The 14,952-nt window shown below is 38.3% G+C and carries 13 protein-coding genes; 4 read left to right on the forward strand and 9 right to left on the reverse strand.

The annotated features are described in order from the left end of the window. Positions 1-355 precede the first annotated feature (355 nt). The 5 genes from panB to WC614_05190 all read right to left on the reverse strand — a co-directional run bounded on the left by panB (position 356) and on the right by WC614_05190 (position 5,370). On the reverse strand, positions 356-1,162 hold the full coding sequence (panB, locus tag WC614_05170) for a 3-methyl-2-oxobutanoate hydroxymethyltransferase (protein ID MFA5032392.1): 807 nt from the start codon (positions 1,160-1,162) through the stop codon (positions 356-358). Next, entirely contained in the window at positions 1,125-1,436 is a 312-nt protein-coding gene (locus WC614_05175; GenBank protein MFA5032393.1) for a DUF1844 domain-containing protein, read from the reverse strand. The genes panB and WC614_05175 overlap by 38 nt, the downstream gene beginning before the upstream one ends. A gap of 140 nt (positions 1,437-1,576) precedes the next feature. Then, entirely contained in the window at positions 1,577-2,872 is a 1,296-nt protein-coding gene (locus WC614_05180) for a folylpolyglutamate synthase/dihydrofolate synthase family protein (GenBank protein MFA5032394.1), read from the reverse strand. Further along, positions 2,869-4,602: a hypothetical protein gene (locus WC614_05185; protein ID MFA5032395.1), complete on the reverse strand. Its 1,734-nt coding sequence runs from the start codon at positions 4,600-4,602 to the stop codon at positions 2,869-2,871. The genes WC614_05180 and WC614_05185 overlap by 4 nt, the downstream gene beginning before the upstream one ends. A 51-nt stretch (positions 4,603-4,653) precedes the next feature. Next, positions 4,654-5,370, reverse strand: a complete 717-nt coding sequence (locus tag WC614_05190; GenBank protein MFA5032396.1) for a pyridoxine 5'-phosphate synthase — start codon at positions 5,368-5,370, stop codon at positions 4,654-4,656. 697 nt (positions 5,371-6,067) lie between these two features. On the opposite strand from WC614_05190, the gene WC614_05195 reads away from it, so the two are divergent. The 4 genes from WC614_05195 (at position 6,068) to WC614_05210 (ending at position 11,272) form a co-directional block, all read left to right on the forward strand. Beyond that, the gene (locus WC614_05195; GenBank protein ID MFA5032397.1) at positions 6,068-6,790 is read left to right on the forward strand and encodes an ABC transporter ATP-binding protein; all 723 of its coding nucleotides are present in this window, start codon (positions 6,068-6,070) and stop codon (positions 6,788-6,790) included. After that, positions 6,787-7,494: a hypothetical protein gene (locus WC614_05200; protein MFA5032398.1), complete on the forward strand. Its 708-nt coding sequence runs from the start codon at positions 6,787-6,789 to the stop codon at positions 7,492-7,494. Before WC614_05195 ends, WC614_05200 begins: the two co-directional genes overlap by 4 nt. 4 nt (positions 7,495-7,498) lie before the next feature. Next, positions 7,499-9,202, forward strand: a complete 1,704-nt coding sequence (locus WC614_05205; GenBank protein ID MFA5032399.1) for a PDZ domain-containing protein — start codon at positions 7,499-7,501, stop codon at positions 9,200-9,202. A 252-nt stretch (positions 9,203-9,454) separates the two neighbouring features. Further along, complete coding sequence (locus WC614_05210; GenBank protein MFA5032400.1) at positions 9,455-11,272, forward strand: M6 family metalloprotease domain-containing protein; 1,818 nt, start codon at positions 9,455-9,457, stop codon at positions 11,270-11,272. 107 nt (positions 11,273-11,379) lie between these two features. On the opposite strand, the gene WC614_05215 is transcribed toward WC614_05210, so the two are convergent. From WC614_05215 to accD, 4 genes are all read right to left on the reverse strand, one after another. Further along, complete coding sequence (locus WC614_05215; protein ID MFA5032401.1) at positions 11,380-11,997, reverse strand: polyphenol oxidase family protein; 618 nt, start codon at positions 11,995-11,997, stop codon at positions 11,380-11,382. Between the two features lie 11 nt (positions 11,998-12,008). Beyond that, on the reverse strand, positions 12,009-12,557 hold the full coding sequence (locus tag WC614_05220; GenBank protein MFA5032402.1) for a signal peptidase II: 549 nt from the start codon (positions 12,555-12,557) through the stop codon (positions 12,009-12,011). Positions 12,558-12,668: 111 nt separating this feature from the next. Further along, positions 12,669-13,766: a DNA polymerase III subunit beta gene (gene dnaN / locus WC614_05225; GenBank protein ID MFA5032403.1), complete on the reverse strand. Its 1,098-nt coding sequence runs from the start codon at positions 13,764-13,766 to the stop codon at positions 12,669-12,671. Positions 13,767-13,811: 45 nt separating this feature from the next. Next, positions 13,812-14,666 (reverse strand): acetyl-CoA carboxylase, carboxyltransferase subunit beta, encoded by an 855-nt coding sequence (gene accD / locus WC614_05230; GenBank protein MFA5032404.1) that lies wholly within the window; start codon positions 14,664-14,666, stop codon positions 13,812-13,814. Positions 14,667-14,952: the final 286 nt, after the last annotated feature.

Here is a 14,952-nt window from a genome sequence, read left to right on the forward strand (position 1 = left end):
TGGATTATTAATTGTCAACGATTTTATCATACCAATTTTACATTTTTTGAGGATGTATATTTGTATGGAGTGTTATAATATCATTTTAAGTTTGTAATGTCATAAATAACCGGTTAATTCTTTTTAAAATTACCCCGTCCTTTAGGACGGGGGCATAAAACCAACCCAACACAATCTCTCGGGCTTTGGCCCATAATTTGTGACAACTCAAGATTAAAATGATATAATTTGGCAAACAACGATTCGTTATTTGCCTTTGGTGTTTTTATCCGTGGAGAAATATCTGTCTGTGTTTTATTCTTTAGATTTTGGATTTCTATTGTATCCTGTTAATCCTGTCAAAAGTTATGCTCGCTCACCTATACGTATGTTCTTCGTCGGGGTATTTATTATTTTTTACATCACTGATGTATTCTTTTATTGCTTTCTCAATTACGGGAGTCAGGTCGGCATATTTTTTTACGTACTTTGGCAACTTCCCCTGAAACAATCCAAGTATATCATTTACCACAAGAATCTGCCCGTCACAGTCCGCTCCGGCACCTATTCCATAGATGGGAATTTTCACCGCCTTCTTAATTTCTTTTATGATTTTACTTGATACGCATTCAACGATTATAGAAAACACTCCGACTTTTTCCAACGCTTTTGCGTCTTCAATAAGTTGTTTTTCTTCCGTATCAATTTTGCCGACTACTTTATAAGTACCGAATTTTTTCAAAGACTGTGGAGTAAATCCGATGTGTCCCATTACGGGAATCCCCGCGCCTATAATCGCTTTAATTCTTTCGAGTGTCGTCCCTGCGCCTTCAACTTTTACCCCATCTGCATTCGCAGAAGCGACGAACTTCCCTGCATTTTTTATGGCAGCGGAATTAGACGACTGGTAACTCATAAAAGGCATATCCGCTACTATCATTGCACGTTTTACGGCTCTGCCTACTGCGCCGCAAGCCATCAGCATTTCCTGCATCCCGACTTTTAGCGTTGAATCGTATCCCAGGACGGTCATCCCGAATGAATCCCCGACAAGGATTATTTCTATGCCAAGGCTATCTTCTATAAGGGCTGTTGGGTAATCGTAAGCCGTAAGCAGTGCTACTTTCTCGCCTTGTCGTTTTAGTTCACAAAGAGATTGGGGGGTTATTTTTGGTATTACCATCTGCCTCTACTTTGATATAAGCCAATTTTAATTCGCTTAAAATGCTTTCCAAAAGTTCGCTTTCTTCTTTAGCAAGATTGTTTTTAGTTTTGTCTTTAAGTATCTCAAGGGAGTCTATTGAATATTTTGCCAGCCTGGTATCTTTTTCCACTTTATCGCTCAACGGATTTTTAACCAATCCAAGGTGTTGGGATGCTATCGTTGCAAGAAACAATATTATTCCTATGAACGATGCTTCCGGAATTTCATTTAAAGTGTTATTTGTTTCGTCCATTCTTCCCCCTTTTTTTAGTTTATTTTACAGGGATTTTAAGAGATTTGAAAAAGATCTGTTTTTTTTTATTTCTATCTCTTAAAGTCTCTTCCAATCACTGTTAATATTCTTTTCAGTTTTGTTTGTTTTCGAATAGAGTGTTAGTTTATTATTGTCCACTTTGTATTTCCTAAAAGTTCTCCTATTAGATACAACGACCCCGTTGCCAAAATCAAATCTTTTTCTTTTGCTCTTTTAAGCGCTATTTTTAGCGCGCTGTGAGAATCCGAAGCTATTTCTGCGGGTATTTTTTCCTTCTTAAAAATCTCCAGCAGTTCTTCAGGATTTGCAGACCGCTCTACTTTAACGGGAGTTATAATTGCATAGTCCGTTATTGGCGCAAGTGTTTGAATGATAGCTTCTTTGTCTTTATCTTTTAGAAGTCCGAAAACCAAAATCAGTTTTTTGAAATTAAACAATTCAATTATACTTCTTCGCAATACCCACGCCGATGCTACGTTATGTGCTCCGTCAAATACGACGTATGGCTGTCTCCACATAATTTCCAGTCTGCCCCGAATGGTCGCTTCTTTTAATCCCGCCTGTATTATTTCGTCAGGCACTCCGCAAGTCTGCGCCGTCAGGATTGCCGTCATCGCATTTATTATCTGGTGTCTCCCGAGAAGAGGTATGTAATACTCCCTGCCGTTCACGGTAAATTTAGCCCCGTCTATACTGCATTCGGGATGCTCACAAAAGAAATCTTCCCCTATTACTTTAAGCGTTGCGTTTCTTTCCATACAAATTTCTTTTATTACAAGCATAACTTCTTCGTCCTGCGGAGCGGATATGACTTTGCCGTTTTCTTTTATTATCCCGCATTTCTCTCTTGCTATGTCCGCCAATGTATTTCCCAACACTTCCGTATGGTCAAGACTTATAGGCACAAGAACCGATACTACCGGGTTGACTACATTTGTAGCATCAAGTCTTCCGCCAAGCCCGATTTCAAAAACGGAAAATTCCGTAGATTGTCTTGCAAAATGTATAAAAGCAATTGTCGTTAAAATTTCAAATGTTGTTCGCTCTTCAGTTATAAACGGTTTTAATTCTTCAAGGATTTTAATGAAATCTTTCTCGGGTATTCGATTGCCGCCTTCCTCTTTTGTTGAGGCAGAAGGGTCTGCTATTCTTATACGTTCCAATACGCTTATAAAATGCGGGGAAGTGTAAACTCCCGTCTTACCCATTTTGTTAAAAATAGCCGTTAAAAAGGATACCGTAGACCCCTTCCCTTTTGTCCCGCCTACCAGTATTGGGTTTTTTACTTTCGTCTCGGGAGAGCCTATCTTTTTTAAAAACTGTTTGAATCCTTTGAGTTCAATCTCATAATCAGGGATTTTTTCCCAGTTCTTAAAACTGTATAAAAAATTTAAAGCTTCTTTGAAGTCCATCATTCTACCCTCTCTATAAATATGCCATCTTTCCTTTCAACGGTGTCGCCCTTGGCAAAAAACTCTATAATGGAGTTTTTCCCGTTTATCATAGGAGTTCTTATCGCAAGTTTTGTCCCGCTGCCATCAGGCACGTTTGTAAATGCAGGGTCTCCATTGTATGTCGGCTCTTCCTTTGAACACCTGTATATTTCAGTATAAATTCCGTTTTGTATTTCAAAAATTATTATGTCTTTCCCGTCTTCTTGTATTGCGTCATCCGATAACCCGTTCTGGTTCAAATCTCTTATATCCATCCCCACACCCTTAGACGATTCAGCCTGTGTTTTTACTATTTCTATAGGATTCTTTATCATTGCCTGTACTCTTTTCTCAAACAAGTTCGCATCTTCTCTTGTGCGGAAAAAACCAACCCGTAACTTATAATCGTTTGCAAATCGACATTCCCATACGGGATAACAATTTTTTTGTAATAATCCCTTAACATAATTAACGGAATCTTGTGCAACGTCTACCTGAAGAACAAAAAATCTGTCGTCAGTATTCTCTATCTTGTTATCTATCCGCGGCATTATAATTATTTTCTTTCCGCCGTCAACTTTTATTCTGAATGTGGGTTCGAGTTCGTTTGCTTTCTCGCCTAATGCGGATAAAGCAGGAATGTATATTAATTCCGTTGGAGTAAGGCAATATATTCTTGAATCTCCTACACTTGTTGTAATGTCGTTTACGGTCAAGGCTATCTTATTTATTATTTTATTTGTCACGGTATTTAGTATGTGTATTGCTCCCGGTTCATCATTAGATAAGGAATCTGTTAAAATCATTCCGTAACTGCCATTTTGGGAAAGTGAAAAATCTTTTACATTGTCTATCCGTAAAATATTTTCAACTTTATTTAACGGTCTGTCTATCATATATATCATAGCCTCATTTGTTGAAGCGTCAACTTCCGTAACGCAGTATATTTTATCCGTGGCGGGAGAGAAAAGTATTTTGTGGGGAATTCCTTTGATGGGAATATGAGTAATAAGGGTAAAGTTTTGAGTATCAAACACATCAATAAACCCCTGTTTTGCGATATAAACCCTAATTCCGTAAGGAGCAAGCATAAAATCCGTTGCTCCATCCACAGGGATGCGCTGATTTTCTTTCGTATCTTCGTCCGATTCCCCCGGCAATTTATAAACGGAAACTCCATTCTTATCCAATACCCATATCCTATCAAACTCTACGCTGAATTTTATCGGCTCTTCCGAAAGAGGAATTGTAAAGCCTGATTTAATTGCCTGTATCTTCGTTTTGTTTAAGATATAAACGTCGGTGTCTGTTTTATATACTTGCCTGAAATCTTTTGTAAGCGTTGCAATTCTGTTAAATTTACCTTTTGATAGCTGCATCAAGTAATCGCCAATAAGGAAGATGTTGTCTCCCGTAGCGCAAACTTCGCGTATCTTAGAGGGTAGTCGTACTTTTGCCGCAATAGAGTTTTTTTCGAAGTTAATCAGGTATGCGTAATTTTCCGAAAATATATACCCCTCCATTTTTGTAAAGTCTTCCGTTTGCACAGAGATATTGTTGGATTTGTTTTTGCATCCCGCAAAAAATGTTACGGATAATGCAAAACCTATCAGGCAAATAATAACGCAGGCATCTTGCTTGCCTTTTGTCATTCTGAGCGTAGAGAAGAATCTCATTCCTGTCTTTTGTAAATAAGCGATTCTATGTTTCATGCTTCTTCTTTTTTATAATCCCAAAGCTGAACTCAAAAATCCACAATCTTTTTACCGCCTCATCAGTTTCGCCATTTCCCTTATTGCTGTTTCCAACCCGACAAACATAGCGCGGGAAATAATCGAATGCCCGATATTAAGTTCTTCAATCTCGGGAATTTGTGCTATGGGAATTACATTATGATAATGTAATCCGTGCCCTGCGTGCACCTCTAAACCTAGTGACTTTGCAAATTTGGCCGCATTTTGAATACGTGAAAGTTCAGTTGCAATTTGCGCGGGGGTAGTTGCGTCTGCGTATTTTCCGGTGTGTAGTTCTATAATTTCTGCTTCGCATTGCGGAGCGTATTTTATCATACTTTCTTCAGGCTCTATAAAAATTGCCGTATATATGCCTGCTTTTTTTAGCGTTCTTACTGTTTGTTTTACCTGTTCTGAAAATTTTATGATGTCCAATCCACCTTCCGTTGTTATTTCTTCAACCCTTTCAGGCACAAGACAACAGGAAAAAGGTTTTACCTTTACGATAAAATCCAAGATTTCTTTATTTAATGCAATTTCTACGTTTAATTTTATGTTCAAAGTATTTTTTAGAAGCTCAATATCTCTTTCTTTTATGTGTCTGCGGTCCTGTCTGAGATGCACCGTGATTGAGTCTGCTCCTGCAAGTTCTACTAAAACTGCTGCCTGCACCGGGTCAGGGAATTGTGTTTTTCGCACCTCTCGTATGGTAGCGATATGATCTATATTCACTCCTAATCGTAACATATTTTTTCCTCCTTCCCCTTTGTTTACTTGGAGTTTGTTCCGGCAGGAATATTACTCCAAGTTATCCAGCTTTGCTGGGCATTCCCGCGAAAGTCCCTAGATCCCGCCTTGGCGGTGGCGGGAATCCATCCTGTCTGTAGCGTTTCCTTTTTTGTCCGTCTTTGTTCCTGATTTTCTGATAACCTGCCTGCCTGCCGTAGGCACGGATATTCTGGTTCCCTGATATGCTATCCATTCTATTATATGCTATTTTTAATTGAAAACAACTAACTGTCAATAAAAAGTATTAATATTTTACCTAATATCAATCAACTTACTAATTCGCCTCTATTCTTTGCGAGCATTGCGCCTTTGCATGAGAATCTCTGGAGTTTGTCATTCCCGCGGAAGCGGGAATCCATCTTATCCCCCTAATAACGAATATACTAATATAGCAAGCCATTAGAGCCTTTGGCTCTTAGGGATTCCTATCCAGAAGCGTAGCGTAGGACACGAATAACAACTTATTCCTATCCAGCTTTGCTGGAAAATCCAAATCCGTCCTATTTCCCTTTTTTCTTCTAATTCTTCATTCCCCAATCCGAAATCCAAAATCCAAAACTCCCCATGCCCCCCAAAAAAATATTGACAAAATAGTGGAATTTAATATGTATATGCAAAGATAAAAGCATTTTAGCTTTTTTAGCAAAGTAGAATAATGGATAATATTATAAAAGTTGAGGGGTTGAGTAAGTCTTACAGTAAATTCGGGAAGAAAAAAGCCTTAGCCGTTGACAATGTTAGTTTTGAGGTGGATAAAGGTGAAGTTTTTGGGTTCCTCGGTCCAAACGGCGCAGGTAAAACGACTACCCTACTGCTGATGTTAGGTTTTCTCAAACCTGATACCGGTACAATAAAACTTTTTGGGAAAGAAAATGATGATATGGGAATAAGGGCAAAAATCGGGTATGTCCCGGAAAACCCGGCTTTCCATAAGTTTCTTACAGGAAAAGAATTGCTGAATTTTCATGCCGAGCTTTATGGAATAAAAGAACAGAAAGAAAAAATAGTCTCGGAAATGTTAAAAAAAATTGGGCTGGAAGAAGCAAAGGGAAAAAGAGTATCAACTTACTCCCGCGGTATGCTCCAGCGTCTTAGTATGGGACAGGCTTTGTTAAACAACCCTGACTTACTCTTTTTGGATGAACCGACTCTTGGGTTAGACCCAATCGGTATCGTTGACATCCGAAACATAATCCTTGAAATGCGGGAACAGGGAAAAACAATTTTTCTTAATTCTCACCAGCTTTCGGAAGTTGAAAAAGTATGCACGCGAGTTGCATTTATGAAACAAGCAAAAATTATTGAGACTTATAAAACAAGTGAACTTACAGAATCTCTGGAAGACTTGTTTATCAAAATTATAGGAAAAGAAATATGATTTCAAAAGCCATTGTTAAAAACACTATCAAAGAACTGCTCAGAACACGGCAGGCTGTTCCTATTGGTATAGTATCTATAGGCGTGGTAATTGCCATAGTATTTATTTTTAAAAGCGTCAATTACGAGCTGTTCTCGACCATTGTTTTTCTCATATCTGTGTTGTTTACTGTCGGAATAATAGACTCCGACCTCGCTGATGGCAAAATCCTGACCGTTCTAAGCAAACCCGTATCGTATACACAGTTTTTCTTAAGTAAAGTTCTCGGGGTTATTTCAGTGGGCTCCATAATCATAGTTATAATGATGCTATCTGCTTTGATAATAACATCCTCAGCCGTTAACGTAAATATGGATATTAAAGTATGGTTCGTTTTGCCTATTGCAGGAATAATAGCCCATATACTCTGGACATTGATTAGCGCTACACTTTCCACGTTTATAAAAGGTTATTCAAATATAACTGCAATAATACTGTTCTCTATTTTATTCGGCGCATTGACGGTAATCCCAAATCAAACGGTGCACGCAATTATTGAATTTATAAACAATTACATCCTTCCTGCGCCGGAGGCTTGCTTAAATTCTTTTAAGGAGTCCAGAGTTTCTTTATCCGGCAAACTTTTTCATTCATTGCTTTATATTGCATTGTTAAGTATTATAGGTCCGGTTATACTTAATCACAAGGAATTAGGTAGAAAATAATTCTATGACACAAAGAGATTTTCCAAAATATCTTGTTATACCTCTTGCTTTATGCGCTGTTCTTTATGGTGCGTTCCTGGCTAAAGAAAAGATTGAAGAAAAAAAAGCTGCTGCCAAACTTGAATGGACAGATTACAGTCAGGCGGGAAAGAAAGCTAAAATATTAGGTAAACTCATACTGATTGATTTTTATTCTGCTTTGTGTATGCCCTGCCAGAAAATGGATGAAACGACTTACAGAGATTCCCGGGTTATTGAATTGCTCAAAAAGGAATTCATATTGGTAAAAGTAGACCAAAAAAATTGGTTCAACCCAAGTGTAAAAATTGGAACAAATGGGGATTTTAACGATTCTACACATATTATAGATGGTGAAGATATTGCCGAGCAATATCATATTTCCAGCGTGCCTACTGTCGTTATTGCTGATTCCCTTGGCATAGAAATAGGTAGAGTAATGGGATATCGTGAGCCCGCAACATTTATAAGAGAAATCCAAAACATATTAAAACACAAAAATCCTGTCCTGCCCGAAGGGAATGATATAGAAGGGAAAGGGTTCTTGGGAGTAGGGTTTTTAGCGTTTGATAAAGATGGAAATAAAGGCTTAGAGATAAAAACCATAGCTCCAAATAGTCCTGCTGAACAGGCAGGTCTTCAAGTAGACGATATAATCGTTGAGGTTAACGAGAAAACCATTACGGAAGAAAAAGACTTAACGAAGTTTATTATAGAAACTGACCCCGGTCAAAAATTAACATTTACTATTTTAAGGGAAAACAAAAAACAGAAAATAACAACCGTCTTATCTGAATTGCCGGATTCTCTTGTAAAACAAAGATTAGCCGATAAAGCATACAAAGCATACAAGAACAAAAACTACAAGGAATCTGTAGAAATATATGAAAAAGTAATTCAAACAAAAGGTAACACTGACAATGGAATTTTTTATGATGCAGCTTGCTCTTTTGCTCTGGCTGGGAATAAGGACAAAGCTTTTGAATACCTTGGAAAAGCTGTAGATAATGGATACTGTAATCTGCAATGGATGAGAACAGATACTGATTTGGCATCCCTTCACAAAGACCCGAGATTCAAAAAAATTCTCCGGGAATGCAGGAAAGCGCAAAAAGAAAATGTAAGTATGTTTTTAAAAGAAGCAAGCGTGTATAAGGCAGGCAGGGAGTGGATATATAAAGGAAGCTTCTTGGATATTAAAGGAAAAGTTACTTCTTCTCAATCCGTTATACTAAAAATTCCGGGAGGAGATTTTCTGGGACAGCAAATTAAGATAAGATGGAGCTACGAAGAAGGAAGCTCAGAGGAAACAGGTGTTATCGATGACTCTAAGGAAGTATGGATTCACCCGCCTCGCGAGGGAGATTTTAAGTTTACAGAGCTCACTGCTTTTCCCGAGATTCACAAACCTTTCATAAAAGGCAAAAAATGGAAAGGAGTACTTAGCATAGGGAAAGGATGGGGGAAGTGGGAAGGACTTACAATAAAGAATGAGCGTGAAATTGTTGGACAAAAAGATGTTTCTAATTTCACAGGATGCTGGCAAATTGATACAAAAGCAGAAAGCAAAGAAGGTATTTATAAAGCCACTTTTTATTTTCACCCTGAATACGGATTTGTTCGTTGGGAATATACAAAACCCGACAGCACAAAAGTTATTCTCGACCTCGAAAAAGTCTCAGGATTTTAATTCATCCTTTCCAACCCCTATTAATTTTGTTTTTTGTTAATCCGTGGCTAAACATTCTCTTTGTTGTCCGTTTTCCTCTGTGTCCTCCCCTTTTTTGTTCTCTGCGTTCGGAGTTTACTCCGCTCTGGCGGGGTGGTTAATCTTTCTGTCCTCTCGCTGTCCCAATTTGTTAATCTGTAATTTAGTGGTTGACAAATAGACGTTTTAGCAACAAATAGTATATAGAACGTAAATTTAATTTAGGAGGCATAAATGAGAAAACAAAGTATTTATTTTTTGTTAACCTTTGCGCTTATAATCTCTGCATTAACTTCTATTGAAGCCGCCTACCTTACGGATGTCCCGCAAACTCTTAAACAACCCAACGGTGAAATAGTACATTGCTTTGCTACGGGAGATGAATTCTACAGTTGGCTACACGACGGGAGCAACTTTACCATAATCCAGAATCATAAAACAGGGTATTACGTATACGCCGATAAACTAGGCGAAGAACTTATCCCAACCGCGTATATCGTCAATAAAGTTAATCCCGAACTTGTTGGCTTGAAAAAAGGACTTAACTATTCACCCGAAAGAATGAAGCAAATGAGAGACTCCTTTCTAAAATCTTTCCCGAAAACTAAAGGAACTAAAGCTCCAAGTACAGGAGTCATAAACAATATAGTAGTTTTTATCAGGTTCAGCGACGAATCTGAATTCACTGACAATATATCAACGTACAATAATAAATTTAACAATACGAGCACTGATTCAAATTCAATGTATAATTATTTTAAAGAAACCTCTTACAACCAACTGGCGATTACGTCTACTTTTTATCCCCAAACGGTATCTACGGTTGTCTCTTTTCAGGACTCATTTCCACGAAACTACTACAAAGCGTATGACTCAATTACTAACCCCACAGGATATACCGGCGGGAATAACGGAAGCCAAAGACGAATGAGAGAACACGCTTTACTTGAAAACGCCGTTGACTTTGTCAACTCTCAAATCCCGGGCGCTCTCGATATAGACGGTGATTTAGACGGGTTTGTTGACAACGTATGCTTCATTATATACGGAAGTCCCGAAGGCTGGGCTTCGCTATTATGGCCCCACAGATGGTCTTTATATAGTACCGCCGTCTATATACACGGAGTACAGGTTATGGATTATAATTTCCAACTGCAAAGTCAGGTCACGGTCAATGTTCTGTGTCACGAGATGTTTCATTCTCTGGGCTCGCCCGACCTTTATCATTACTCTTTTGACGGGATATCCCCGGCGGGAAGATGGGATATTATGTGTACAAGTTTAAACCCGCCCGAACATATGAGCGCTTATATGAAATATAGATACGGCATATGGATCAATGATATACCGGAGATTGACACTAACGGAACTTATTGGCTTAAACCGCTGATTTCCCCGACTAATAATTGTTATAAAATTCCATCCCCTTGTGCCGATACTGAATTTTTTGTGGTCGAATACAGAAGAAAAACCGGAATTTTTGAAGGCACGTTGCCGGGCTCGGGATTGCTCGTTTATAGAATAAACGCAGGACAAGATGGCGAAGGGAATGCAGACGGTCCGCCGGATGAAGTCTATTTATACAGACCCGGCGGGACCCTGGATTCAAACGGGACTACGAATAGCGCAAACTTTAGCAGTAACGTGGGAAGGACATCAATAAATGACATTACTAATCCGAATAGCTTCCTCTCGGACGGAAGCCCGGGAGGATTGAATATATATAATATCGGCTCTGTCGGAGATTCCATTTCTTTCCATGTTATGCTTTCAGGGATAGGAACGGAAGAAACACAGGACTTGGCGTTTGCTCTTTCCCCGAATCTGTTTATAGGAAAAACAGCGATACAATATTCCGTCCCAATAAAGGCAAAAGTTTCTTTGAAACTGTATAACATCTCGGGTCGTATTGTGCAAACGTTAGTAAACGAAGAAAAAACTCCGGGCAATTATAAAGTAAATCCCACCAAAAACCTCCCCTCCGGCATCTATTTTGCAAAATTTAGTGCCGGCAACTTTAGAGAGACAAAGAAATTAGTTTTGATTAAGTAGGGACATAGCATGCTATGTCCGGGTGTTATAATTTGTCCGTAGGGCAAACCGGAATTTATCCCGCTGTGGCGCGAGCCTTGCGATTTTATAGAAATTGTGGGGATGACTTACCGCAAACAAATCGCCGATAACATTCTTTCCGGGGTTCGTTCTTTCCGATAGGAATAAAACATATCAAGGCTCTCCGCCGTGCATATTTCGGGATTTATAATATCCGTTACTCCCATATCCTTTGCCTGCTTATAATTGTTTTCCCATAAGTCATACTCATAACACAGTGGACATATCGCCGGTCCAAATAATATGGAAATATCCTTAGCATCCGAATTAAAATCCTGTTGTAAAATACAAAGCGCTTCATGAAGAATACCTTCTTGCGTGCCTTTTCTTCCTGCATGCAAAAGACTTATTATTTTATTCCTTTTCTCATAAATAAATACAGGCATACAATCCGCAGTGGATACCCCAAGATAAATACCGCTTTTATTTGTAATAAACCCGTCGCACTCGTACTCACCGGGTTCGGATACAATAAGAACTTTGTTGCCGTGGACCTGTTTTCCCGTTATTAATTTTGCCTTGCTCTCAAGCGAATCTTTTATTTCTTTTTTATATCCTCGTAAACTTACTACTACTTCTACCCCATCCCATTTCTCAAACTCCAAATATTTATCTTTGAATTTCCAATACGAATTGTCTTTATTAAATTTATGTGGTGTGTTCATTTGGGTTTATCTTAACGACATTTTATCCGTTTGTAAACATTTTTAAAATCCTGAACTATCAAACTACCTAAAGGGCGAATGGATTCTAGTTCTCCTTTTGGCGATTTCAATATTAACCCGACCTTTCGGAAATCTTTATTAAACAATAATTCTATTGCCAATATTAAAAGTCCTATGCCTATAAATAAATCAGACAGGTTCGTAGAAATATATACGGGAATGGATATCATATCTCTTACATATCCAAATATAATGCAGTCTATTCCATTTCCTAAAAAACCTCCCATAATAAAAGAAAATGAAACATAACTTAACCGGGTGCGCTTAAATTTTAACCAGTAAAACCTAAAAAATAAAACGATAATATACAAACTTATAAGCAATAACCCGATAACCAATATTCTATTATAAGGGATGAAAACAAAAATTCCAAACAGGTATCCCTTGCTTTTAATATAAGTTAACCCCGGGATATTAAGGTGTGATTTTTGTAATACAAAGGAGAATAATTTTGCAAGTTGGTCCAAAAGAACCAAAGATAGAATTATCTTTTTTCTCAACTTTTTTGAAGAGTCTTTAAAACTAACAAACCTAAAGGTTCGTAGCCAAGCGAAACAGCAGACTTGATAACGTGCCTAACGGCAGTCAAGAATCAAGTTCCTGCGATCTGCTTATATCAATTTAATAGGCATTAGAAGATAAACAAGTTCTTCTTCTTTCTCTTCTTTCTTGGGAATGTCGGGAACAATCAATGCCGCGGCTTCAGGATCTTTAAGCAAGAACTTTACACTTTCTGTCCCTATCTTGTTTATTACGGATAAAATATAATTTCCGTTATAGCCTATTTCAATTGAGTCGCCTTTATACTTGCACGGAATCTCTTCTTTTACTTCGCCTCTTTCGGAGTTTGCTTCTATCGTGACCGACTCGTTGGATAACTTGAATTTCAACAGATGACTTATGTCTGGCGCAACTACTAAAGCTCTCTTTACCGCAGAATTAAGTTCTTCTTTTAAAACGGTTAATGTCTTGTCATTGTGCTTTGGGATAACCGCTTCATAGGGAGGGAACTCCCCTTCCATTATTCGTGATACGATAACCGTATCTTCCGAAAAAAGTCCAACCGTATTTTCGTTAAAATAAATATCTACTCCCGATGAAAAATTGGCAACTTCTTTCCATACTTTAGGAGAGATAACAAATCGCATTATGTTTCCTAATTTTATTTTGTTCTTATATATAGCCATCCTGTGTCCGTCCGTTGCTATGATTCTGAATTCTTCTTGCTGTAAATCAAACAACGCCCCGCTTATTATACTGCTGATTTCTCCGGTAGATGCGGCAAATAAAGTCTTTTCTACTCCCTTTTGTAATACTTCAAAAGGAAGCGTAACCTTTCTTTGTTTTTTTACGCTGAGAAGATTTGGAAAATCGGATTTGTCCATACCCTGGATGTTGAATTTTATTTTTTCACAGGTGATTTTTGCGCTTAAGTTATCAACGGATATTTCAATGTCCTTGTTCGGCAATTCTCTTACCATACCATAGAAATCTTTGCCGTTCAACGCTATACTTCCCTCCGCTTTGACTTCTGTTTTATCTATGGAGGTAATTGCGGTTTCAAGGTCTGTTGCGCTTATGCTGAGTTCTTTGTCTTTCGCTTCTAAGAGTACGTTTGTTAATGCCGGCATTGCGCTCTTCCCCGGCAGAATAGGGTATACCTTGCTTAAAAGCCGTTCAAGGTTTTCTTTTTTTATTTTTATTTTCATTTGTTGCCTCCTGTTAGTCTAAATGTATATTTTACGTTTCTACTTCTAATTGTTTATTTCTTGTTTTGTTTCTTCTTTTCCTACTCCGAAAAAGTCAAATATTCCGATAAGAGTTTTTTTGAGTTTATCTCTGGAAACGACGGCATCAATTAAACCATGCTCAAGACAAAATTCTGCTTTTTGAAAACCTTTAGGTAACTCCTGTTTTATCGTGTCCTGTATGACTCTTGGACCGGCAAACCCAAGCAATGCTTTTGGTTCCGAAATCACTACGTCTCCCAGAGATGCGTATGACGCCATAACTCCCGCCGTGGTAGGATTTGTTAGAATGCTTATATATGGTATGTGCGCTTCGGCTAATTCGGATAGTGCGGCTGACGTTTTTGCCATTTGCATAAGCGATAAAATTCCTTCCTGCATTCTTGCACCGCCGGAAGCATTGATAATGGTTAATGGGATTTTGCTCGAAAGCGCAAACTCAATTGCTTTGGTTACAAGTTCGCCAACGACAGACCCCATTGACCCGCCTACGAATCTGAAATCCATAACCCCTAATGCAATTTTGTAATTTCCAATTTTACCTTCTCCAATAATAATCGCTTCTTTTTGTCCTGTTTTTTCGGACGCGGCTTTTATTTTATCCAGGTACCCTTCAAATTGAAGAGGGTTAGCCGTTTGGATATCAATGTCCAATTCCTTGAATTCGTCCGTCAGTATTTCTATGTATTTGCGGGCGGAAATCTTAAAGTGATAATTGCAGAATTCGCATATCCATAAGTTCTTTGCCAGTTCCTTTTTGTAAAGAATTTCCCCGCATTCGTCGCACTTGACCCATAAGCCATTAGGGACTTCTCGCTTGATGGTAGTAACTTCTATACCTTTTTCTTTTTTGAACCACATAATGTCAGAAATCATAATAAAGAAGTTGCCCTATGTCAACAAATTTTACTTAGAATTGTAAATGCAGTATAATATCAACTAAACTAATCCGCCTTTCTGTCTGCCTCAATGTGCTCTCTTGTATTGTAGGGGCGACTCGCTGAGTCGCCCGTTCTGTTTTTGTGGTTAGGCCTACAAGCGGAATTTATCCCGCTTAGGTGGCGAGCCATTCGCCAATTCTCTCAGGGTAGATGGTTGCCTAAGGTAAATCACTCTCATCTTTTTATAAAAACCAATTCTCTTTTTT

It is taken from the genome of bacterium (assembly GCA_041649255.1).
GTDB lineage: Bacteria > Hydrothermota > UBA3073 > JACQXS01 > JAQTXJ01 > JAQTXJ01.

What these genes read in the sequence shown, in the direction of transcription:
- WC614_05185 (MFA5032395.1), bottom strand. Translation starts at nt 4,602, where the DNA reads ATGAAACATAGAATCGCTTATTTACAAAAGACAGGAATGAGATTCTTC.
- WC614_05175 (MFA5032393.1), bottom strand. Translation starts at nt 1,436, where the DNA reads ATGGACGAAACAAATAACACTTTAAATGAAATTCCGGAAGCATCGTTC.
- WC614_05210 (MFA5032400.1), top strand. Translation starts at nt 9,455, where the DNA reads ATGAGAAAACAAAGTATTTATTTTTTGTTAACCTTTGCGCTTATAATC.
- WC614_05200 (MFA5032398.1), top strand. Translation starts at nt 6,787, where the DNA reads ATGATTTCAAAAGCCATTGTTAAAAACACTATCAAAGAACTGCTCAGA.
- WC614_05190 (MFA5032396.1), bottom strand. Translation starts at nt 5,370, where the DNA reads ATGTTACGATTAGGAGTGAATATAGATCATATCGCTACCATACGAGAG.
- accD (MFA5032404.1), bottom strand. Translation starts at nt 14,666, where the DNA reads ATGTGGTTCAAAAAAGAAAAAGGTATAGAAGTTACTACCATCAAGCGA.
- WC614_05195 (MFA5032397.1), top strand. Translation starts at nt 6,068, where the DNA reads ATGGATAATATTATAAAAGTTGAGGGGTTGAGTAAGTCTTACAGTAAA.
- panB (MFA5032392.1), bottom strand. Translation starts at nt 1,162, where the DNA reads ATGGTAATACCAAAAATAACCCCCCAATCTCTTTGTGAACTAAAACGA.
- dnaN (MFA5032403.1), bottom strand. Translation starts at nt 13,766, where the DNA reads ATGAAAATAAAAATAAAAAAAGAAAACCTTGAACGGCTTTTAAGCAAG.
- WC614_05180 (MFA5032394.1), bottom strand. Translation starts at nt 2,872, where the DNA reads ATGATGGACTTCAAAGAAGCTTTAAATTTTTTATACAGTTTTAAGAAC.
- WC614_05215 (MFA5032401.1), bottom strand. Translation starts at nt 11,997, where the DNA reads ATGAACACACCACATAAATTTAATAAAGACAATTCGTATTGGAAATTC.
- WC614_05205 (MFA5032399.1), top strand. Translation starts at nt 7,499, where the DNA reads ATGACACAAAGAGATTTTCCAAAATATCTTGTTATACCTCTTGCTTTA.